Source organism: Pseudomonas sp. CC11G, assembly GCF_056174845.1.
Map to the genome: position 1 here is coordinate 167,644 of NZ_JBWBZC010000011.1, position 20,055 is coordinate 187,698.

Sequence of the window (20,055 nt, forward strand, 5' to 3'; positions counted from 1 at the left end):
GGCATGGTAGCAGATGCGCGCGAGCGCCTGCTGCGGCGGCTAGGGAGGAGGGGCTTGATTGAGAAAAAATGCCCCCATATACAAGGCTTGGAAATGTTTGCAAGTTGTAACAGGTCAGGTTTTACGTCGACAACAAGCAGACTGAGCAGTCAATTTTGTAGTCCGTAACCGAACCAACCGCAGTGGAGTCATCGACTGCTGGCACCATGCAATAACGCTACTTTCCTCAATAACGATTCCGGGTAGAATGCCCGCTTCGCAAGCAGCCATGAAGGCTGCGCGGGCGACTCACGGGGCCGCCCTCCATCCATATGTGTGGAAGATCCTGCCGATATGTTTGCGCCTTTGTTAAAGAAACTCTTTGGAAGCAAGAACGAGCGCGAAGTAAAGCGCATGCAGAAGGTGGTGCAAGCCGCCAATTCGTTCGAAGAGCAGATGCTCGCTCTGTCCGACGAACAACTGCGCGCCAAGACCGAAGAGTTCAAGGCCCGTCTGGCCAAAGGCGAAACCCTCGACCAACTGTTGCCTGAAGCCTTCGCGGTTGCCCGGGAAGCGGGTAAGCGCGTCATGGGCATGCGTCACTTCGACGTTCAGCTCATCGGCGGCGCCACCCTGCACGAAGGCAAGATTGCCGAGATGCGTACCGGTGAAGGTAAAACCCTGGTGGGTACCCTGGCCGTGTACCTCAACGCCCTGTCCGGCAAAGGCGTGCACGTGGTTACCGTGAACGACTACCTGGCCCGTCGCGACGCCAACTGGATGCGCCCGCTGTATGAATTCCTCGGTCTGTCCGTAGGCATCGTCAGCCCGTTCCAGCCGCCGGAAGAAAAGCGCGCCGCTTATGCGTCCGATATCACCTACGGCACCAACAACGAATTCGGCTTTGACTACCTGCGCGACAACATGGCGTTCAGCGTTGAAGAGAAATTCCAGCGCGAGCTGAACTTCGCGGTAATCGACGAAGTGGACTCCATCCTCATCGACGAAGCCCGTACCCCGCTGATCATCTCCGGCCAGGCCGAAGACAGCTCCAAGCTGTACATGCAAATCAACCTGCTGATTCCACGCCTCAAGCAACACGTCGAGGAAGTGGAAGGCGTGGTTACTCAGGAAGGCCACTTCACCGTTGATGAAAAGACCCGTCAGGTCGAGCTCAACGAAGCCGGTCACCAGTTCATCGAAGACATGCTTACTCACGCGGGCCTGCTGGCCGAAGGCGAGAGCCTGTACTCGGCGCATAACCTGGGCCTGCTGACCCACGTGTATGCCGGCCTGCGCGCGCACAAACTTTTCCACCGCAACGTCGAATACATCGTGCAGAACGACCAGGTATTGCTGGTCGACGAACACACCGGCCGTACCATGCCGGGTCGTCGTCTGTCCGAAGGCCTGCACCAGGCCATCGAAGCGAAGGAAGGCCTGAACATCCAGGCCGAGAGCCAGACCCTGGCCTCCACCACCTTCCAGAACTACTTCCGTCTGTACAACAAGCTGTCCGGCATGACCGGTACCGCCGACACCGAAGCGTTCGAATTCCACCAGATCTACGGCCTGCCGGTTGTGGTGATTCCGCCGAACAAGCCGCTGGCACGTAAAGACTTCAACGACCTGGTGTACCTGACCCAGGAAGAGAAGTACGCCGCCATCGTTGCCGACATCAAGGAAAGCCAGGCCGTTGGCCGCCCGATCCTGGTCGGTACTGCTTCTATCGACAGCTCGGAATACGTATCCAAGCTGCTGGAAAACGAAGGCATCGAGCACAAAGTACTCAACGCCAAGTTCCACGAAAAAGAAGCCGAAATCATTGCTCAGGCCGGTCGTCCAGGCGCGCTGACCATCGCCACCAACATGGCTGGTCGCGGTACCGACATTCTATTGGGCGGTAACTGGGAGGTCGAAGTGGCTGCCCTGGAAAACGCCACCGAAGAGCAGATCGCGCAAATCAAGGCCGACTGGCACAAGCGTCACCAACTGGTGATCGAGTCCGGCGGCTTGCATGTAATCGCTTCCGAGCGTCATGAATCTCGCCGTATCGACAATCAGCTGCGTGGTCGTTCCGGCCGTCAGGGTGACCCGGGTTCCAGCCGTTTCTACCTGTCGCTGGAAGACAACCTGATGCGCATCTTCGCCTCTGACCGGGTGAAGAATTTCATGAAAGCGCTGGGCATGCAGTCGGGCGAAGCCATCGAACACCGCATGGTCAGCAACGCCATCGAAAAGGCCCAGCGTAAAGTGGAAGGCCGCAACTTCGACATGCGTAAGCAACTGCTCGAGTTCGACGACGTTGCCAACGAACAACGTAAAGTGATCTACCACATGCGCAACAGCTTGCTGGCTGCGAGCGATGTGGGCGACACCATCGCCGACTTCCGTCTGGAAGTGCTCGATAGCACCGTCAACACGCACATTCCGCCGCAGTCGTTGCCTGAGCAGTGGGACGTTGCCGGTCTGGAAAATGCGCTGTTCAGCGACTTCAGCATCAAGTTGCCGATCCAGCAGTGGCTCGACGACGACGCGCAACTCTACGAAGAGCCGCTGCGCGCCAAGATCCTCGAAGCCTTGCTGCTCGCTTACAACGAGAAAGAAGACGCCGCCAGCGCCGAAGCGCTGCGTACCTTCGAGAAGCAGATTCTGCTGCGTGTACTGGACGACCTGTGGAAAGACCACCTGTCGACCATGGACCACCTGCGCCACGGTATTCACCTGCGTGGTTACGCGCAGAAGAACCCGAAGCAGGAGTACAAGCGCGAGTCTTTCACCCTGTTCCAGGAACTGCTGGATTCGATCAAACGCGACACCATCCGCGTGCTGTCCCACGTTCAAGTGCGTCGCGAAGACCCGATCGAGGAAGAGGCGCGTCTGCGTCAGGAAGCCGAAGCTCTGGCCTCGCGCATGCAGTTTGAACACGCCGAAGCCTCGGCGCTGGACGAGCCTGAGCTGGAGCCGGAAGGTGAAGTGGCAGTCGCCACATTCGCACCCGTACGTAACGACCAGAAGATCGGTCGCAACGAACTCTGCTACTGCGGCTCGGGTAAAAAATACAAACATTGCCACGGCCAGATTTCTTAAGCCTGCAATGTAAAAGCTGTGTGATAAAACGCCGTGAACGAATTGCCGTTCGCGGCGTTTTTGCTTGAATTCATGCTGCGCCGAACGGGCGCGGTTACTACTCGGTTTGTGCCAAGGAGCTCACCCCATGCCTGTTGGTCTCGGTCCTCTGCCTACGCTGCACCCTGTCGCTGGTTTTGAACTCGGTATTTCCTCTGCCGGCATCAAGCGCGAAGGGCGCAAAGACGTGGTCGTGATGCGCTGTGCCGAAGGCTCGAGCGTGGCTGGGGTGTTCACCTTGAACGCGTTCTGCGCGGCGCCGGTAATTCTGGCCAAGAAGAACGTGGTGGGCGAAGTGCGCTACCTGCTGACCAACACCGGCAACGCCAACGCCGGTACCGGCGAGCCTGGCCTGCAGGCCGCAGCGCGCACCTGCGCCAAGCTCGCCGAACTGACCGGTGTACCGGAAACTGCCGTACTGCCGTTTTCCACTGGCGTGATTGGCGAGCCGTTGCCAGTCGAGAAAATCGAAGGCGCGTTGGCCGCCGCGCTGGCCGACTTGTCTGTGGATAACTGGGCCGCTGCCGCTGCCGGCATCATGACCACCGACACCCAGCCCAAAGGCGCCAGCCGCCAGTTCACCCACGATGGCGTGACCGTCACCGTCACCGGCATCAGCAAGGGCGCCGGCATGATCAAGCCGAACATGGCCACCATGCTGGGTTATATCGCCACCGACGCCAAAGTCTCCCAGGGCCTGCTGCAGGACCTGCTGCGCGACGCGGCGAACAAGTCGTTCAACCGCATCACCATCGACGGCGACACCTCCACCAACGACTGCTGCATGCTGATTGCTACCGGCCAGGCCGAACTGCCGGAAATCACCCAGGCCAGCGGCGCCTTGTTCGCCGAGCTGAAACAGGCCGTGCTGGATGTGTCCATGGAACTGGCGCAAGCCATCGTGCGTGACGGCGAAGGCGCGACCAAATTCGTGACCGTGCAGGCCAATGGCGGCGCGACTCATCAGGAATGCCTGGACGTTGCCTACGCCGTTGCCCACTCGCCGCTGATCAAGACCGCGCTGTTCGCCTCCGACCCGAACTGGGGCCGCATTCTGGCCGCTGTGGGCCGTGCCGGCGTGGCGCAGTTGGACGTGAGCAAGATCGACGTGTTCCTCGGCGACGTGTGCATCGCCAGCCGCGGCTGCCGTGCAACCACCTACACCGAAGAGCAGGGCGCTGCGGTGATGGCCAAGGAAGAGATCAGCATCCGTATCGAGTTGGGTCGCGGCACCTGCAGCGAAACGATCTGGACCACCGACCTGTCGCACGAGTACGTGCGTATAAACGCCGAATACCGCTCTTAAGTCGTACTCACCGCCGCGTATGCGGCGGCTATTCCCCCGGCCATTCCCCCAGCTTATGGGGGCATGAGCAATCGGAATTTGCCCTGAGCCCACGCGCTGCCTATTGTCGCAGTTCATCCATCGGGCTCAACAAAGGACGACGCACATGGCGCTCTCTCTGGTAATCGGCGACAAGACTTACTCTTCCTGGTCCCTGCGCGCAGCCCTGGCGCTGGAGCTTTCGGGTGCGCCCTACAAGGAACACCTGATTCGCCTGAACCAGCCCGATACCCGCGCGCTAATCCTGGAACATTCGCCCACCGGCAAAGTGCCGCTGCTGAAAACCGCAGAGGGCTCGATATGGGATTCCCTGGCCATCAGCGAATACCTCGCCGAAACCTTCCCAGAGGCGCACCTGTGGCCGCGTGGCGCCTATGCCCGTGCCATCGCCCGTAGCGTATGCGCCGAGATGCACAGCGGCTTCGTGCCGCTGCGTACGGCGATGCCAATGGACCTGTCGCGCGACGAGGCTCTGCCCGAGGTGCCAGGGGACGTACTGGCCGATATCGAGCGCATCAGCGCCATCTGGGCGCGCTGCCGCAGCGAGTTCGGCCAGGACGGCCCTTACCTGTTTGGCCATGTGAGTGTGGCCGACGCTTTTTTGCCCCGGTCGCCGTGCGTTTTCGCGGCTACCGGGCGGCGCTGTCGGCCGACGCCGCAGCCTATGTTGAAACCATCTACCAGTGGCCGGCGTTTCAACGCTGGCAGCAGGCAGCACGAGAGGAACACACCGCGTGAAACGAGTGCATGTGGCGGCAGCCGTTATCCGAGGGGCCGATGGCCGTATTCTGCTGGCCCGTCGGCCGGACGATAAACACCAGGGTGGCTTGTGGGAGTTTCCCGGCGGCAAGGTCGAGGAGGGCGAGTCGGTACGCGCCGCCCTGGGCCGCGAGCTGGCCGAGGAACTGGGCGTTCAGGTGACGGCCGCGCGGCCACTGATTCAGGTGCGCCACGATTACCCGGACAAACACGTGTTGCTGGATGTCTGGGAAGTCAGTGCCTTTACCGGCGAGCCGCACGGAGCTGAAGGTCAGCCGCTCGCGTGGGTCAGCAACCGTGAGCTGAGCGACTACGAATTTCCGGCGGCGAACCGGCCGATCGTGGCCGCCGCGCGGTTGCCCGAGCACTACCTGATTACCCCGGAAAACCTCGAGCCCAAGGAGTTGCTTCTGGGCCTCAAGGCCGCGCTGGAAAGCGGCATTCGTCTGGTGCAGCTACGCGCACCGAATATGTACGACCCGCAGTACCGCGACCTAGCCGTCGACGCGGTCGGCCTGTGCGCCGGCCGTGCGCAACTGATGCTCAAAGGCCCGTTGGAATGGCTGGGCGACTTCCCTGCGGCGGGTTGGCACCTGACTTCCACTCAGCTGCGCAAGTTGGTCAGCGGTGGTCGTCCGTTCCCGGCACATCGTTGGTTGGCAGCGTCCTGCCATAACGCCGAGGAGCTAGCGTTGGCGGCGCAAATGGGGGTGGATTTTGTAACCTTGTCGCCGGTGCAGGCGACCCAGACTCACCCCGACGCTCAGCCATTGGGTTGGGACGCGGCGCAGGAAATGATCGGCGGGTTCAATCAGCCGGTGTTCCTGCTCGGTGGAGTTGGGGCAGGGGATACCGAAAAGGCGTGGCAGGTTGGGGCGCAGGGTGTGGCGGGGATTCGGGCGTTCTGGCCTAAACCGTAGCCCTCACCCCCGGCCCCTCTCCCGCAGGCGGGCGAGGGGAGACCAGCCAAACGCATTCCAGCTCCCTCTCCCGCTCGCGGGAGAGGGTTGGGGTGAGGGCAGCGGTCACTCCGGCTTCGGCGCCGCCTGCCACAACACCTCATTGATCTGCATCCGCCGCCCAATCAAACGCGCAGCCACAAACAGCAAATCCGACAACCGATTCACATACGCCAACCCCACTCCGCCCAACGGCTCGACGGCATTCAACTGCTGACAGCGCCGCTCCGCACCACGCGCCTGCGCCCGGCACACATGCGCCTGCGCCACCAGCAATGAACCGCCCGGCAGAATAAAATTCTCCAGCGGCCCCAGCTCCTCATTCCACAGATCGATGGCCGCCTCCAGGCGCTCCACCTCGGCCTGATTCAACGCCTGATACTGCGGCATCGCCAGCTCGCCACCGAGGTCGAACAGGCGGTGCTGGCAGGGCGTCAACACGTCGATCACTTCACTTAGTCCCGGCCACATCACTTCATTTTCCGCGAGGCCAGCCAGCAGCAAACCCAATTGGCTGTTCAGACTATCCAGCTCGCCCATTGCCTCTACGCGCGGGTGGTCTTTAGGCACGCGACGGCCATCGGCCAGGCCGGTTTCGCCGGCGTCTCCGGTGCGGGTGTAAATCTTCGACAGGCGAAAACCCATGGTCAGCTCTCTTCGGGGGTATCGGGAGGTGTTGCCAGCGGCAAGCGCAGGGTAAAGCAGGTGCCCTGGCCCAGCGCGGACTGCACTTCCATCTGCCCTTTGTGGTTATTGGTGATGATGAAGTAGGAAACCGACAAGCCGAGGCCGGTGCCCTGGCCGACTTCCTTGGTGGTGAAGAACGGTTCGAAAATTCGCTTGCGCACCAGCTCGGGCATGCCGATGCCGTTGTCTTCCACCTGAATTTCGGCCCACGGCTCCGCCAGCCGCGTGCGCAGCACAATACGCCCCGGTTCCAGCAGAGAGCCCGGTTTGGCCTCGCGCTGGTGGATGGCTTGGGCGGCGTTTTTCAGCAGGTTGAGCAGCACCTGTTCCAGTTCGTTGGCGATGCCCGGCACCAGGCCCACCTGCGGGTCGAAGTCGCGCTCGATATTCAGCCCTTTGAAGTCGAAGCCTTCGGTGAGGTCGAAGTCATTGCCGGCAATTTCCACCGCCTGGTCGAGCAGGGCGGGCAGCTGACACGGCGCCAACTGACGGTTACTCATGCGGCTGAAGCTGAGCATGTGGGTGACGATTTTCGCCGCCCGCGAGCCGGCCTGGGCAATGCCGTCGAGCAACTGCGGCACTTCACGGCCTTGCAGGTACTGATTGACGGTTTCCAGCGACACGCCGACGGCGTCGGCAATCTCCTGGTTGCGCGGTAGTTCGGTGGACAGGCGCCGACGAATGTTCTGCACGTTATGCAGAATCGCGCCGAGCGGGTTGTTGATTTCGTGGGCCATGCCGGCCGCCAATCCGCCTACCGAGAGCATTTTTTCCGACTGCACCATCATTTCTTCCAGCGACAGACGCTGGGTGATGTCGTCGATACGGATCACCACGCCCCGGCCGGCGCCGCCCATCAAGGGGTAGAAGGTCAGTGCGTAGTGGAACTTGGTGTCGCCACGGGTCCAGGTCACGCGTTCGATCTTCTCCACCGTATGCCGCTCGGCGGTGCGCTTAAGTTGCGGCAGATAAGGTTTGAGCGGCGGAAACGCGAGAAACACCGGTTGGTTCAGCGCTTCGTCCAGGCGCGTGCCGGAAAGGGCGCTGGCCTCCTGGTTCCACTGGCTGACATACAGCTGCTCATCGAGGGCGATCAGCGCCGAGGGCATGGAGTCGATGATGCTGTTCAGGTAGTTCTGAAAGCCGGTGAGCTTTTTCTCGATCTTGCTGCGCACCTGCACTTCCAGCTCCAGCTTGCGGTTGGAGTGGCGGGTTTCCTCGGCCAGGTGCTGGGCTTGGTCGAACGACATCTGCGCGTCGTCGCGGGCGCGCTTGAGCTGCTGCTCACGGGCCTCGATGCGCGACAGCATGGTGTTCACCGCTTCAGCCAGGCTGCCGATTTCGTCCTGGTTACCGCGTTCGGCGCGCAGGGCGTAGTTCTCTTCCCGCGTGACCTGACGCGACAGCTCTTCCAGGCGGCGAATCGGCCGAGTGACCAGGCGACGAATCTGTCGCGCCACCAGCGACCAGAGCAGCACGCTGCAAGCCAGAATCACCAGGCTGGCGGTGAGGGTGCCGGTGTAAAAGGCGCCGGGCAGTTCACTGGAGGCCACCAGCAACAGATGGCCTGGCGGCTTGCCTTCCTGCGGCAGTTCAAACAGCTGGTTGGTGCGGAATTCGCCGTAGCGCCAGGTAGAAAGCTGCTCGATACGCCGTGGCAAATGCAGTTTTTCGCCATGTTCCAGTTGCGCCAGGCGCCGGCCATCGCTGCCGTACAGGGCAGCGGCACGCAGCGGGCTGTAACTGTCCAGCCGCTGCAGCAGGTCTTCGGCGGTGGCGCGCGAACTAAGGGCTTCGTTGCTCAGGGCCGGCGTGGAGAGCAGGCGGCCGACGGTCTGCAGGGCCTGGGGCGCCATGTTTTCCTGGGAGATCCAGTACGCGGCGCTGATAAAGGCGAGGTTGGCGACCAGCAGCACGGTGGTCAGCAACGCCAGCAATGCCGCCAACAACTTGCGGCCGACCGACAGGTTTTCCAGGCGCGTGCGCAGGGACATAGGCGAGGCAGAACCTTTTTTAGAGAGGTTGGCAGGGTAACGCCCACTGCAAGGTAGCTCAACGCTTTGTAGAGACCGCCGTACGCATCACCGCGCATGCCGCAGCATTCTGGGTCCCCGCCTTCGAGGGGACGACGCAGACGTTTCCAACTATCACCGTCATTCCCGCGAAGGCGGGAATCCAGAATCTATCGGCGAGCGGCGTTGGCGCTATGAGCTAGGCAGGCCTTTGGCGGTTAATTCCCCCTGCAAACGCTCCAACAACACCTGCAAATGCGGCACCGCACAGTTATGTCGGTGCGCCACCGCGCACGCGTGGCCAATCAGGTAACTGATTTCCGTACGGCGCTGCTGGGCGACATCCTGATGCATGGACGAGTAGTTGGCAGCGGTCGCCTTGATCACCCGCTGCACTTCCTCCGCCAGGTTTTCCGCTGCGGCCGGTTGCCCGCAAACGCTTAGCAGCTCGCTCAATTCCGTGCACAGGGTGGCCACTTCTGCCGGGTGCTCCTGCAGGCCGCCATTACGGCAGTCGTGCAACACGGTGAGCGGGTTGATTGCGCAATTGAGCGCCAGCTTTCGCCACAAACGGCTAAGGATATCGGGCGTCCATTCGTGGGAAATGCCGGCGTTTTGCAGGTCGTCCAGCCACTCGGGCGGTGTCGGGTTTTGCGGGTCGCCCAGCCAGGTATGGCCATGGCCGGCAAATACCACGCGGAAGTCGCCATCGCGAAAGGCGCCTTCGGTGCTGGAGGCCGGTATGCAGCGGGCCCGTGGCAGGCGCGCGGCGACCGCGTCCTGGCTGCCGAGGCCATTTTGTAGCAGTACGACGCTCGCATCGGCGGTAAGCCGGTGCGCGACGCTGGCGGCAGCGGCTTCGGCGTCGTAGGCCTTGCAGGCGAGCAATAGCAGGCGGATAGGACTGGTGTCGTCGACGCTTTGCGCTGGCACCGGATACAGGCTGGCCTGGCCCTGTTCCACCAGCGTCAGGCCGCCACCCTGGCGGTAGCTGGCCAGGCGCTGGCGGTTACGCAGCAGCAGGGTAATCGGTACGCCGGCGCGGGCCAGGCGAGCGGCCCACAGGGTGCCCAGGCTGCCGGCGCCCAGCACATGCCAGTGCATTTACTTGTACAGCGGCAGGCGCACCGCAGCGACGCGCCCACTGCCATAGGCCTCGGGCAGCAGGGTGGCGGCCTGATCGATCAGCTCTTGCGGCTGGATAGGCAGCGCCTTGGCGTCCATGCCCACCAGGCTGATGCCGGCCTTGAGGGTGATAAAGCCTTCGCTGGTCTTGAAGGCCTTGAGGTTCAACCCTTCGTGCAGCCGTTTGAAGCTGCTCGGCGAGCACTCTTGCAAGTCTTCAAGCAAGGTCAGCAGGCCGAAGTGGTGGTCGTCCAGACGTGCCAATACATCCAATGGACGCACCAGTTGCTGCAGGCGACGGGCCACGCCGTGCAGCAACTCGTTGTAGAAGGCCTCGCCGTATTGCTGGCGCAGGTTCGGCGCGTCTTGCAGGCCGATCAGCAGGTAGCACACGGCGCCGCCGCGCGATTCCACCTGGCGGATGCTGTCGAGCAGCATCTGATGCAGGTAGCGCGGGTTGCCGAGGCCGGTCAGGGAGTCGACCAGGTTGCGCTGTTCCAGGCTGGAAATGTTCTGGGTGAGCATGCGGTTTTCTTGCAGCAGGCGCTGCAAGGTGTTGCACAGGCGGTCGGCGGCGTACACGCGCGGTACCAACTGCTCGCTCATGGCCGACTTGCTGACAAAGTCATCGACGCCACGGTCGAACGCCTCGCTCAGCACGTTTTCGCCTTCCTTGCCGGTGAGCAGCATCACGTAGGTGTAGTGGTCGGCCATTTCGTCCAACTGGCGTACCCGGCCGGTCAGCTCAAGGCCGTCGATTTCCGGCATCAGCCAATCGGCCAGCAGTACGCTGGCGGGGCGTTGTTCCAACAGCGTCAAGGCCTCCAGCGCGCTGCTGGCGAAGCGCACGTCGAGGTAACCGGCTTGGCTCAAGGCACGGCCGATCATGGCACTGGAGAACTTGGCGTCGTCCACCACCAGGATGCTGAGATGGGGGTTGGGCATTGGCAGACTCGAGAGAAATAATTAAGGCGCCGGCAGTTGGCTGGGCGGTGTGTGTATCGGCAGATATATAATGATCCGGCATTTTAACCGTCAAGCTTTGGCGTGCACTGTCTGTAGGACTAATCGCGCCGTCTATCTGGAGAATTCCCATGCCCTCGTTCGACGTGGTGTCCGAACTGGACAAACACGAAGTGACCAATGCTGTCGACAACGCCGTTAAAGAGCTGGAACGTCGCTATGACCTGCGTGGCAAAGGCACTTTCGAATTCAAGGAACTGACCATCAACATCACCGCTGACGCCGAGTTCCAGCTTGAGCAGATGGTGGAGATTCTCAGACTCAGCCTAGTCAAGCGCAAGATCGATGTGCAGTGTCTTGAGCTGAAAGATGCTTATCCATCGGGCAAGAGTGTGAAGCAGGAAGCAGTTCTGCGCGAAGGTATTGATAAAGAGCTGGCCAAGAAAATCGTGGCCCATATCAAAGACGCCAAACTCAAGGTCCAGGCCGCCATCCAGGGCGAGCAGGTACGGGTTACCGGCAAGAAGCGTGATGACCTGCAAGAAGCCATCGCCGCCCTGCGTGCTAAAGAGTTCGGCATGCCTCTCCAGTTCAACAATTTCCGCGATTAAAACTACTGCGCTCGGCTAGGCGGCGTTGGAAACAGGTTAAAAAATGCTCATTGGCTACAGCCAACTCCGCTTTTTTCACCTGTTTCCGCCTTGCCTATCCTTCGCTCGCTACGTTTTAAAAAACCGTGTTTACGCGGGCGTAGACGGGTAACTGATGGGAACCATCCCATCTACGAGACGTCGCAACCTACATCACAGCTGTTTTTCATGACCGGCGTACGGGCGGTCAGGCAGCGGGGGAGTGGGTTATGGATTTCAATGCACAAGTGGACCACCTGGTGGACGCCTCACAGGCGTGGTTACCGGTCATCATGGCCTACAGCGGCCGTGTGCTGCTGGCCTTGGTGGTGTTGGCGATTGGCTGGTGGCTGATCAACCGGCTCACCAACAACCTCAGTGCCCTTATCGGCAAACGCCTGGGCGACCCCGCCCTGCAAGGGTTTATCGGCACGCTGGCCAATATCATTCTGAAAGTGCTGCTGGTGATTAGCGCCGCTTCAATGATCGGCGTTGAAACCACTTCCTTTATCGCCGCCATCGGTGCGGCAGGTTTGGCCATCGGCCTGGCCCTGCAGGGCAGCCTGGCCAACTTTGCTGGCGGTGTGCTGATTCTGTTGTTTCGCCCGTTCCGCATTGGCGACGTGATTGAAGCGCAAGGCGTGACCGGCACGGTGGATAACATTCAGATCTTCCATACCGTGCTGCGTACCGGGGACAACAAGACCGTGATCATGCCCAACGGCGGTTTGTCCAACGGCATCATCACCAACTACAACCGCCAGGCCACGCGCCAGGTCGTGTTCGATATCGGCATCAACTACGACGCCGACCTGCAAGCGGCCAAGCAAGTGCTGATGGACATGGCCGAGGACGAGCGCGTATTGAAAGACCCGGCGCCGGCGGTGGTAGTTGCCTCGTTGGGCGATAGCTCGATCAAGATGAGTTTGCGGGTGTGGGTGAAGACTGCGGACTACTGGAGCCTGACGTTCAGATTCAACGAAGAGATTCGTGATCGGTTGCAGAATGCTGGCATCGCAATTCCCTTCCCGCAGCGGGTAATTCGCATGGTGCAAGAACAGCCGGCGTGATGCTTCGAAGGCTTCGCGAGCAAGCTCGCTCTTACAGGCTTGGCACGTGGGGTCGTAGGAGCCAGCTTGCTGGCGAAGCTGTAAAAAAGCCGGCGAATGCCGGCTTTTTGTGCTCAGACCTGTTCAGTCCGCACTTTTTCTTCAGCGGCCACTGGCACATCTTCCGCCGGTACAGCCTTCTGACTCGCCATCCTTTGCCATTGCCAGCAAATCAGGATCAGCGTCGGAATACCCAGCAGCGCGGTGATCAGGAAGAACTTGTGGTAGCCGACGTTCTCCACCATCACCCCCGAATAACCGCCAATCAGGCGCGGCAGCAACAGCATGATTGAGCTGAGCAGGGCGTATTGAGTGGCCGAGAACTTCAGGTTGGTCAGGCTCGACAGGTACGCGACAAAGGCTGACGTGGCCAGGCCTGCGCTGAAGTTATCGGCGGAAATGGTCAGGATCAGCATGTCCAGGTTGGCGCCCATGTCGCTGAGCAACATGAACAGCAAATTGGTGGCCGCCGATAGCACGCCACCGATCAGCAGAATCGGCATGATGCCGAAGCGCACGATCAACAACCCGCCAGCGCCGGCGCCGAGCAAGGTCATTACCAGCCCGAACAGTTTGCTGACGCTCGCGATCTGTTCCTTGGTAAAGCCCTGGTCGATGTAGAACACGTTGGCCATCACGCCCATCACCGTATCCGACATGCGATAGGTCGCAATCAGGCCCAACAGCAGCAGTGCTTGCCAGCGGTAGCGTTGTACGAATTCGCTGATGGGGGTGACTACCGGCGCCATCAACAAACGCCCAGGTGCCGATAAGCACGCCAGCGCAATGAGCACATACATGGTGCCGCGCGGCCAGGCACCAGTGCTGAAGGCTTTGGCCGCTGCTGCTGCGGTGACCAGGATGATGATCAACACAATCATCGACACCGCCTGGTGCACGAAGTCGAAGTTGGGGATCACTTTGCCGCGTGCAGCGACGATCAGTTGCTTGCGCTGCTGGCTCAACAAGTCGCGTACCGGCGCAATTAGCCGGCGGCCGGCGGGCATCAAGCAAGCGCCGAGGAAGATGGCGTAGAGCGCCGCCCGTGGCCAGGCGCGGTCGAGCAGGCCGGTGATCATGGCCGGTAGCGAGATCAGCATCACCAGCAGAATCAGCACCGAATAGAGCTGGTCCTTGAGCTTGAAGCGCGAAGTGGTGGTTTGCACCGGCATATCGACGTGGGGCTCGCGCATCCACAACGAGGTGAGCAGGCCCGGCAGCATCATCACCGCGAACAACAGGTAGGTGCTGGCCCACGCGCCGAACTCGTAAGCGCCGCTGGTGGAGCCAAACCATTCGGCGAAGTACAGGGCGCCGGCGGTTGCGAGCAGGGCGGCCACGCGGTAGCCAAGCATATAGCTGGCGGCGAGGGCGGCCTGACGGGTGTCGTCGGCGATTTCCAGCCGGTAGGCGTCGACGGCGATGTCTTGGGTGGCGGAGGCAAAAGCGACCAGAACGGCAATCGCGATCAGCCAGGTCAGGTGCTCACGGGGGTCACACAGGGCCATGCCGATCAGGCCGATGGCAATCACGATCTGCGCCAACACCAGCCAGGAGCGGCGTCGGCCGAGGCGGCCCAGCAGCGGAAGGCGCCATTGGTCGAGCAGGGGCGACCAGATCCATTTAAACGCGTACGCCAGACCGATCAGGCTGGCAAAACCGATGGTTTCGCGCGACACGCCGGCCTCACGCAGCCACACCGACAACGTGGAGAACACCAGCATGTAGGGCAGGCCAGCGGCGAAGCCAAGAAGCAGCAGGGCCAGACTTGCCGGTGAAGCATAGGCGGCGAGCGCGGCACGCCAGGTTTTACGGGCCATTGGGCGGTTATCTGCCTGGAATTACAAAGACGTGAGAGGCCCAGTCGCACGTGTCGACTGGATCGCAAAAAACAGCGCGCACTCTAACCGCTGTGCTCCATTGGGCGCCAGCCATGGCGCTTGATATCCACTCGCTGGTTAACCATTCGCACCCCTTCGGCGCGTAGCCGTGCGCGCTGTTCTTCACCCGACACCGTACCGGCGGCCAGACTCAGGCGCCCCCCGGCAGCGACCACGCGATGCCAGGGCAGAGTGCTACCGTCGGGGAGCTGGCTCAAGGTGCGGCCTACCCAACGGGCGGCGTGGCCCAAGCCGGCCAACTCAGCCAGTTGCCCGTAACTGACCACGCAGCCACTGGGCACCTGCGCCAACGTCACGTACAGCGCCGTGCGGCGGGCGTCGGCGTCTTCATGGGACACAGAGGCTGAGGCGGTAGTCTTCGAACTGACGTGTTTGGCTGGCATGTTTTTCCCAGGCGAGGCTCAAGCAGGCAGAAGGCAGCTTAACCGAGCGAAGTTTTCGATCAACCGTCGACTCGTCTCCAGGCCCCGGTAACTGTTCGCTAAAGCCCAGCGGCGTTCTCTGGCCCAAGCCTTGCTGGGTAATTGCGTTGAACTTGAGGAGTTACCGCCGGTCACTCCTTCCAGTGTTTTTAGGTCTGCGGGTTTTTATCTTGGATAATGCCCGCCCTTCACTTTACGGAGCGGTACATCTCCCCATGCGGCTATCCAACAAGCTCTCCCACGCCCTTTCCTGCGCTGCCCTCACGCTGGCAGCCACTCCTGCAATGGCCGACACCGTCTGGTTGAAAAACGGCGACCGGCTGACCGGCACCATCAAGGTGTTTGACGGCGGCAAGCTAGTCGTCGAGACCAGCTACGGCGGCACCATCCCGGTGGATTGGAAGCAGGTAAAAACCCTGGAAAGCGACCGCGAGTTGATGGTCAAGCAGGATGAATTCACCGGCGAGCGCGCCAAGTCGCTGCAAGCGGCTGAAGACGGCAAGGTCACGCTGATCAATGGCGAGGCGCCGAAAACCGTCGAGCTGGCCAGTATTGAACAGATCATCAAGCCCAAACCGATACTCGAAGACCTGGTGTGGAAGGGCAACGTAGACGTCGGCCTGGACTACAAACGTGCCGAAACCGACACCGACGATTACGACGTCGACTTCAAAACCACCGCTCGCCACGGCGCCTGGCGGCACAACGCTGAAGGTGGCTACAACCGCGAGTCGCAAGACGACGTGACCACCACCAACAACTGGAACGCCGAATACGCGCTGGACCGTTTCCTCGACGAACACTGGTTCTGGCAAGGCCGCCTGAGCTACAAGCGCGACCATATCGAAGATGTGTCCAGCCAGCGCACCATCGGTACCGGCCCGGGTTACCAATTCTGGGACGACGAGCTGGGCGCATTCTCCCTGGCGACGTTGATCAACCAGAACGACTACGAATACAAAGATGGCGGCAGCGACAACTTCTACTCAGTGGGCTTCAAGTGGGACTACAACCGCTACCTCGTCGGCAAAACCTTCGAGCTGTTCAGTAACGGCGAACTCGGCAAGCCCATTGATAGCGACAGCGAGTACGAAGTCGAGGCCGAAGCGGGCCTGCGCTACAAGGTCACCGATTGGGCTTCTCTTAATATGAAGGCCGAGAAGAATATTGTGAGTGGTGCCAAAGAAGGCGAGATCAACGAAACCCGGTATAGCGTCGGCTTCGGCGTCGGCTGGTGAATACCTCGTTTGCAGGAATCGAGGCTGAAGCCTCTCCCACAATTGATCGAGTGTTCAGGTGGGTGAGTCTTTTGCTTTTGACCTTTCGATCTCTGCAACTCTCCCATCGAGATCGAGCGAGCTAGAGCGGGGCAAGGCAAAAAAGGGTTTTGAAGCGCAGTGGGCTGTAGCCCATGAGCATTCAAAACCCTTTTTTAACGCGGCCCCGCCGACGCGCAGCCGATCGATTAGTTACAAGCGCAGGCCGCCGTCCAGCTCCAGAATCCGACCGGTGTAGTAGTCGTTTTCCAGGATGTAAGCCACCGAGTGAGCGATCTCTTTCGGCTGGCCCAAACGACGCAGCGGAATGCCCGAGGTCATTTTTTCCAGGGCTTCTGGCTTCATGCTCGCGACCATTTCGGTCTCGATAAAGCCAGGAGCAACGCCAGCCACGCGAATGCCGTAACGCGCCAGCTCTTTGGCCCACACCACGGTGTCTGCCGCTACACCGGCCTTGGCGGCGGAGTAGTTGGCCTGGCCGATATTGCCGGCGCGGGAGATGGAGGAGATGTTGATGATCGCGCCCTGGTTTTTCAGCTCGATCATTTTCGCCGCCACTTCACGGGTGCACAGGAATACGCCGGTAAGGTTCACGTCGATGACCGACTGCCACTGGGCCAGGCTCATCTTCGTCAGCTCGCCGTCCTTGACCTTGATGGTCAGGCCGTCGCGCAGAATGCCGGCGTTGTTGACCAGGCCGTTGATGGCGCCGAAGTCATCGGCGATCTGGGCTACGGTGTGAGTCACTTGCTCTTCGTTGGCCACGTTGCACAGATACGCGCGGGCGTCGCCACCGGCAGCTTTGCAGGCGGCTACAGTTTCATCCAGACGTTCCTGGTTGAGATCCACCAGCGCCAGCTTGGCGCCGCGTGCCGCCAGGTATTCGCCCATGGCACGGCCGAGGCCTTGGCCGCCGCCGGTGATAACGATGACTTTGTCTTTCAGTTCCATAACCACTTCCCCAAAAAGGTTGGCCGGGCGTAAGGGCTGCGTCGGAAAGCACAGCTCGCCCCACCGGATACGTTGTTACCCCGTTGGCGCGCGCAACCGTTAAGCTGGGCACCTGTCCGTCTTCGAGACGAATTCTCAACAAGGAGTCATAAGGTGAGCGTGAAAGTCGGCAAGCATGCCCGAGAATTGCTACTCAAGGAATACCGTGGGGCGCTCTCCACATTGTCCAAGTCCATGCCCGGCTACCCGTTTGGCTCCGTGGTGCCGTACTGCCTGGACGCCAACGGCAACCCGTTGATTCTGATCAGCCGCATTGCCCAGCACACCCACAACCTGCAAGTGGAGCCCAAATGCTCGCTGCTGGTGGGCGAGCGCGGTGCTGAAGACGTGCAGGCCGTTGGTCGCCTGACGGTGCTGGCGCAGGCACGCAAGATCACCGACGAGGCGGCAATCGCGGCCTCGGCCGAGCGCTACTACCGCTTCTTCCCCGAGTCTGAGGGCTATCACCAGGCACACGACTTTGATTTCTGGGTGTTGGAGCCGGTGCGCTCGCGCTATATCGGCGGGTTTGGTGCCATTCACTGGGTCGACCAGGTCTGCCTGGCCAACCCGTTTTTCGGCGAAACCGAGCTGAGCATGGTCGAACATATGAACAGCGACCACGCCAATGCCATTGCCCATTACGTCGAGCTGGCCGGCTTGCCGACCCACGCGCCGGCGCAATTGGCCGGTATCGATAGCGAAGGTTTCCACCTGCGTATCGGCGTTGGCTTGCATTGGCTGGCGTTTCCAACATCCTGTAACACAGCGCTGGAAGTGCGCCAGGCCTTGGTAGCGCTGGCGCGGGCGCAAACTTGGCCGGCCACTGGGGAAGTGCCTGCTTGAATTCACGAAGTTTCAACGCCACCTAGAATTCAATGGACGTGCATTCCGCACCGAGGAAACCGATAGATGCGTGCTTTTCTGTTTTTGTTTCTGTTGTTCCCGATCATTGAACTGGCGGTGTTGATCAAAGTGGGCAGTGTCATCGGCGTGCTGCCGACTCTGCTGCTCATCATCGGCAGTGGCGTGCTCGGCGCCGTGTTGCTGCGGGTGGCCGGTGTGGCGACGGCGTTTCGCGCCCGCGAGCGCCTGGCGCGCGGCGAGTTGCCGGAGCAGGAAGTAATAGAGGGGCTGTTGATTGCCGTCGGTGGTGGCCTGTTGCTGCTGCCCGGCTTTATCAGCGACATCTTCGGCCTGCTGTGCCTGCTGCCGTTCACCCGTCGGTTAATCGTAGGCAAGCTGCGTAATCGTGCCGCCGAGCAGGCCTTGCGCCAGCGCGCCTTTGCCGACGACCTGGCCGCCCGCTCCGGGCAAACGCGGCCGAATGTGATCGAAGGCGAGTTCGAACACCGCGACCCGCAATAAGCCCACAGGGCTGATGAGCGCTCTGCTTGAGCGTTCATCGGCGTCCTTGGTGCAGTAAAAAATTTTCAGCCCCCGCCCTTGTAATCCAATTCCCAGCCCCTATGTAGTGGTCACCGCAAGGTCTCTGTGGTTTGCCACAGTCAGTCTTCCGCGTTGCCGCCCTGCGGCGCGCGACCGGCCACGCCGGATAGCAATCAACCAGTCGGCAGATAAGCCGGCGGCTTTAAACACCTTACTTGGGAGAGATCGACAATGAAGCTTCGTCCTCTGCATGACCGCGTCGTCATCCGTCGCAGTGAAGAAGAAACCAAAACCGCTGGTGGCATCGTTCTGCCAGGCTCGGCCGCTGAAAAGCCGAACCGTGGCGAAATCCTCGCTGTAGGCGCCGGCCGCGTGCTGGACAACGGCGAAGTGCGTCCACTGGCCGTTAAAGTCGGCGACAAAGTGGTGTTCGGCCCGTACTCGGGTAGCAACACCATCAAGGTTGATGGCGAAGACCTGCTGGTCATGAGCGAGAACGAAATCCTGGCCGTTGTTGAAGGCTGATTTCCGCTCAACGAATTCCGCGCTACCGAAACGAATTTGAGGAATAACGATCATGGCTGCAAAAGAAGTTAAATTCGGCGACTCCGCCCGTAAAAAAATGCTGGCTGGCGTAAACGTCCTGGCTGACGCTGTAAAAGCGACCCTCGGCCCGAAAGGCCGTAACGTGATCATCGAGAAGAGCTACGGCGCTCCGACCATCACCAAAGACGGCGTTTCCGTTGCCAAAGAAATCGAGTTGAAAGACCGTTTCGAAAACATGGGCGCGCAGCTGGTTAAAGACGTTGCCTCCCGTGCCAACGATGACGCCGGTGACGGCACCACCACTGCTACCGTTCTGGCTCAGTCGATCGTCAACGAAGGCCTGAAAGCCGTCGCTGCCGGCATGAACCCGATGGACCTCAAGCGCGGCATCGACAAGGCGACCATCGCCATCGTTGCTCAGCTCAAAGCTCAGTCCAAGCCATGCGCTGACACCAAAGCTATCGCTCAGGTCGGCACCATCTCCGCCAACTCCGATAGCTCCATCGGCGACATCATTGCCCAGGCAATGGAAAAGGTCGGCAAAGAAGGCGTAATCACCGTTGAAGAAGGCTCGGGCCTGGAAAACGAACTGTCGGTTGTAGAAGGCATGCAGTTCGACCGTGGCTACCTGTCCCCGTACTTCATCAACAAGCCAGACACCATGGTCGCCGAGCTGGACAGCCGCTGATCCTGTGGTCGACAAAAAGATCTCCAACATCCGCGAAATGTTGCCGGTGCTGGAAGCTGTTGCCAAAGCTGGCCGTCCGCTGCTGATCGTGGCTGAAGACGTTGAAGGCGAAGCCCTGGCTACCCTGGTTGTGAACAACATGCGCA

The 20,055-nt window shown here is 60.8% G+C and carries 15 protein-coding genes and 3 pseudogenes; 11 read left to right on the forward strand and 7 right to left on the reverse strand.

Annotation, left to right across the window (positions count from 1 at the left end):
- Positions 1-333 precede the first annotated feature (333 nt).
- The 4 genes and pseudogenes from secA (at position 334) to AC0V2S_RS15390 (ending at position 6,132) form a co-directional block, all read left to right on the forward strand.
- Complete coding sequence (gene secA, locus AC0V2S_RS15375) at positions 334-3,069, forward strand: preprotein translocase subunit SecA (RefSeq protein ID WP_475510485.1); 2,736 nt, start codon at positions 334-336, stop codon at positions 3,067-3,069.
- A 127-nt stretch (positions 3,070-3,196) separates the two neighbouring features.
- Complete coding sequence (gene argJ / locus AC0V2S_RS15380) at positions 3,197-4,414, forward strand: bifunctional glutamate N-acetyltransferase/amino-acid acetyltransferase ArgJ (protein WP_475510486.1); 1,218 nt, start codon at positions 3,197-3,199, stop codon at positions 4,412-4,414.
- 145 nt (positions 4,415-4,559) lie between these two features.
- A pseudogene (locus AC0V2S_RS15385) lies at positions 4,560-5,191 on the forward strand (glutathione S-transferase family protein).
- Positions 5,188-6,132: a Nudix family hydrolase gene (locus AC0V2S_RS15390; RefSeq protein ID WP_475510487.1), complete on the forward strand. Its 945-nt coding sequence runs from the start codon at positions 5,188-5,190 to the stop codon at positions 6,130-6,132. Before AC0V2S_RS15385 ends, AC0V2S_RS15390 begins: the two are co-directional and overlap by 4 nt.
- 105 nt (positions 6,133-6,237) lie before the next feature.
- Here AC0V2S_RS15390 and AC0V2S_RS15395 read toward each other — a convergent pair whose 3' ends face one another.
- The 4 genes and pseudogenes from AC0V2S_RS15395 to AC0V2S_RS15410 all read right to left on the reverse strand — a co-directional run.
- Positions 6,238-6,816 (reverse strand): cob(I)yrinic acid a,c-diamide adenosyltransferase, encoded by a 579-nt coding sequence (locus AC0V2S_RS15395; RefSeq protein WP_475510488.1) that lies wholly within the window; start codon positions 6,814-6,816, stop codon positions 6,238-6,240.
- A gap of 2 nt (positions 6,817-6,818) precedes the next feature.
- A complete protein-coding gene (locus tag AC0V2S_RS15400; RefSeq protein WP_475510489.1) occupies positions 6,819-8,852 on the reverse strand; it encodes a sensor histidine kinase in 2,034 nt (677 codons plus the stop codon).
- Between the two features lie 210 nt (positions 8,853-9,062).
- On the reverse strand, positions 9,063-9,974 hold the full coding sequence (locus tag AC0V2S_RS15405; protein ID WP_475510490.1) for a putative 2-dehydropantoate 2-reductase: 912 nt from the start codon (positions 9,972-9,974) through the stop codon (positions 9,063-9,065).
- A pseudogene (locus AC0V2S_RS15410) lies at positions 9,975-10,952 on the reverse strand (response regulator); the annotation flags it as partial.
- A 137-nt stretch (positions 10,953-11,089) separates the two neighbouring features.
- Here AC0V2S_RS15410 and AC0V2S_RS15415 point away from each other — a divergent pair.
- Together AC0V2S_RS15415 and AC0V2S_RS15420 are read left to right on the forward strand one after the other, a co-directional pair.
- The gene (locus tag AC0V2S_RS15415; protein ID WP_271195354.1) at positions 11,090-11,569 is read left to right on the forward strand and encodes a YajQ family cyclic di-GMP-binding protein; all 480 of its coding nucleotides are present in this window, start codon (positions 11,090-11,092) and stop codon (positions 11,567-11,569) included.
- Between the two features lie 248 nt (positions 11,570-11,817).
- A complete protein-coding gene (locus tag AC0V2S_RS15420) occupies positions 11,818-12,657 on the forward strand; it encodes a mechanosensitive ion channel family protein (RefSeq protein ID WP_475510491.1) in 840 nt (279 codons plus the stop codon).
- A gap of 113 nt (positions 12,658-12,770) precedes the next feature.
- Here AC0V2S_RS15420 and AC0V2S_RS15425 read toward each other — a convergent pair whose 3' ends face one another.
- Positions 12,771-14,516: an AmpG family muropeptide MFS transporter gene (locus AC0V2S_RS15425; protein WP_475510492.1), complete on the reverse strand. Its 1,746-nt coding sequence runs from the start codon at positions 14,514-14,516 to the stop codon at positions 12,771-12,773.
- An 83-nt stretch (positions 14,517-14,599) separates the two neighbouring features.
- Positions 14,600-14,980 carry an MGMT family protein gene (locus tag AC0V2S_RS15430; protein ID WP_475510493.1) on the reverse strand — a complete coding sequence of 127 codons (381 nt, stop codon included), beginning with the start codon at positions 14,978-14,980 and terminating at the stop codon, positions 14,600-14,602.
- Between the two features lie 254 nt (positions 14,981-15,234).
- Here AC0V2S_RS15430 and AC0V2S_RS15435 point away from each other — a divergent pair, with 254 nt between their 5' ends.
- Positions 15,235-16,257: a DUF481 domain-containing protein gene (locus AC0V2S_RS15435; protein WP_475510494.1), complete on the forward strand. Its 1,023-nt coding sequence runs from the start codon at positions 15,235-15,237 to the stop codon at positions 16,255-16,257.
- A 231-nt stretch (positions 16,258-16,488) separates the two neighbouring features.
- Here the strand turns inward: AC0V2S_RS15435 and AC0V2S_RS15440 are convergent, their stop codons facing one another.
- Positions 16,489-17,247 (reverse strand): SDR family oxidoreductase, encoded by a 759-nt coding sequence (locus AC0V2S_RS15440; protein WP_475510495.1) that lies wholly within the window; start codon positions 17,245-17,247, stop codon positions 16,489-16,491.
- Between the two features lie 153 nt (positions 17,248-17,400).
- On the opposite strand from AC0V2S_RS15440, the gene AC0V2S_RS15445 reads away from it, so the two are divergent.
- From AC0V2S_RS15445 to groEL, 4 genes and pseudogenes are all read left to right on the forward strand, one after another.
- On the forward strand, positions 17,401-18,132 hold the full coding sequence (locus AC0V2S_RS15445) for a HugZ family pyridoxamine 5'-phosphate oxidase (RefSeq protein WP_475510496.1): 732 nt from the start codon (positions 17,401-17,403) through the stop codon (positions 18,130-18,132).
- A gap of 66 nt (positions 18,133-18,198) precedes the next feature.
- Complete coding sequence (locus AC0V2S_RS15450; RefSeq protein WP_475510497.1) at positions 18,199-18,654, forward strand: FxsA family protein; 456 nt, start codon at positions 18,199-18,201, stop codon at positions 18,652-18,654.
- A gap of 252 nt (positions 18,655-18,906) precedes the next feature.
- Complete coding sequence (locus tag AC0V2S_RS15455; RefSeq protein ID WP_108098537.1) at positions 18,907-19,200, forward strand: co-chaperone GroES; 294 nt, start codon at positions 18,907-18,909, stop codon at positions 19,198-19,200.
- Between the two features lie 52 nt (positions 19,201-19,252).
- Positions 19,253-20,055, forward strand: a pseudogene (gene groEL / locus AC0V2S_RS15460) (chaperonin GroEL); the annotation flags it as partial.

Coding starts and splice junctions, on each gene's coding strand:
- AC0V2S_RS15450 (WP_475510497.1), top strand. CDS start 18,199: ATGCGTGCTTTTCTGTTTTTGTTTCTGTTGTTCCCGATCATTGAACTG.
- argJ (WP_475510486.1), top strand. CDS start 3,197: ATGCCTGTTGGTCTCGGTCCTCTGCCTACGCTGCACCCTGTCGCTGGT.
- AC0V2S_RS15435 (WP_475510494.1), top strand. CDS start 15,235: ATGCGGCTATCCAACAAGCTCTCCCACGCCCTTTCCTGCGCTGCCCTC.
- AC0V2S_RS15415 (WP_271195354.1), top strand. CDS start 11,090: ATGCCCTCGTTCGACGTGGTGTCCGAACTGGACAAACACGAAGTGACC.
- secA (WP_475510485.1), top strand. CDS start 334: ATGTTTGCGCCTTTGTTAAAGAAACTCTTTGGAAGCAAGAACGAGCGC.
- AC0V2S_RS15425 (WP_475510492.1), bottom strand. CDS start 14,516: ATGGCCCGTAAAACCTGGCGTGCCGCGCTCGCCGCCTATGCTTCACCG.
- AC0V2S_RS15395 (WP_475510488.1), bottom strand. CDS start 6,816: ATGGGTTTTCGCCTGTCGAAGATTTACACCCGCACCGGAGACGCCGGC.
- AC0V2S_RS15400 (WP_475510489.1), bottom strand. CDS start 8,852: ATGTCCCTGCGCACGCGCCTGGAAAACCTGTCGGTCGGCCGCAAGTTG.
- AC0V2S_RS15405 (WP_475510490.1), bottom strand. CDS start 9,974: ATGCACTGGCATGTGCTGGGCGCCGGCAGCCTGGGCACCCTGTGGGCC.
- AC0V2S_RS15440 (WP_475510495.1), bottom strand. CDS start 17,247: ATGGAACTGAAAGACAAAGTCATCGTTATCACCGGCGGCGGCCAAGGC.
- AC0V2S_RS15455 (WP_108098537.1), top strand. CDS start 18,907: ATGAAGCTTCGTCCTCTGCATGACCGCGTCGTCATCCGTCGCAGTGAA.
- AC0V2S_RS15430 (WP_475510493.1), bottom strand. CDS start 14,980: ATGCCAGCCAAACACGTCAGTTCGAAGACTACCGCCTCAGCCTCTGTG.
- AC0V2S_RS15420 (WP_475510491.1), top strand. CDS start 11,818: ATGGATTTCAATGCACAAGTGGACCACCTGGTGGACGCCTCACAGGCG.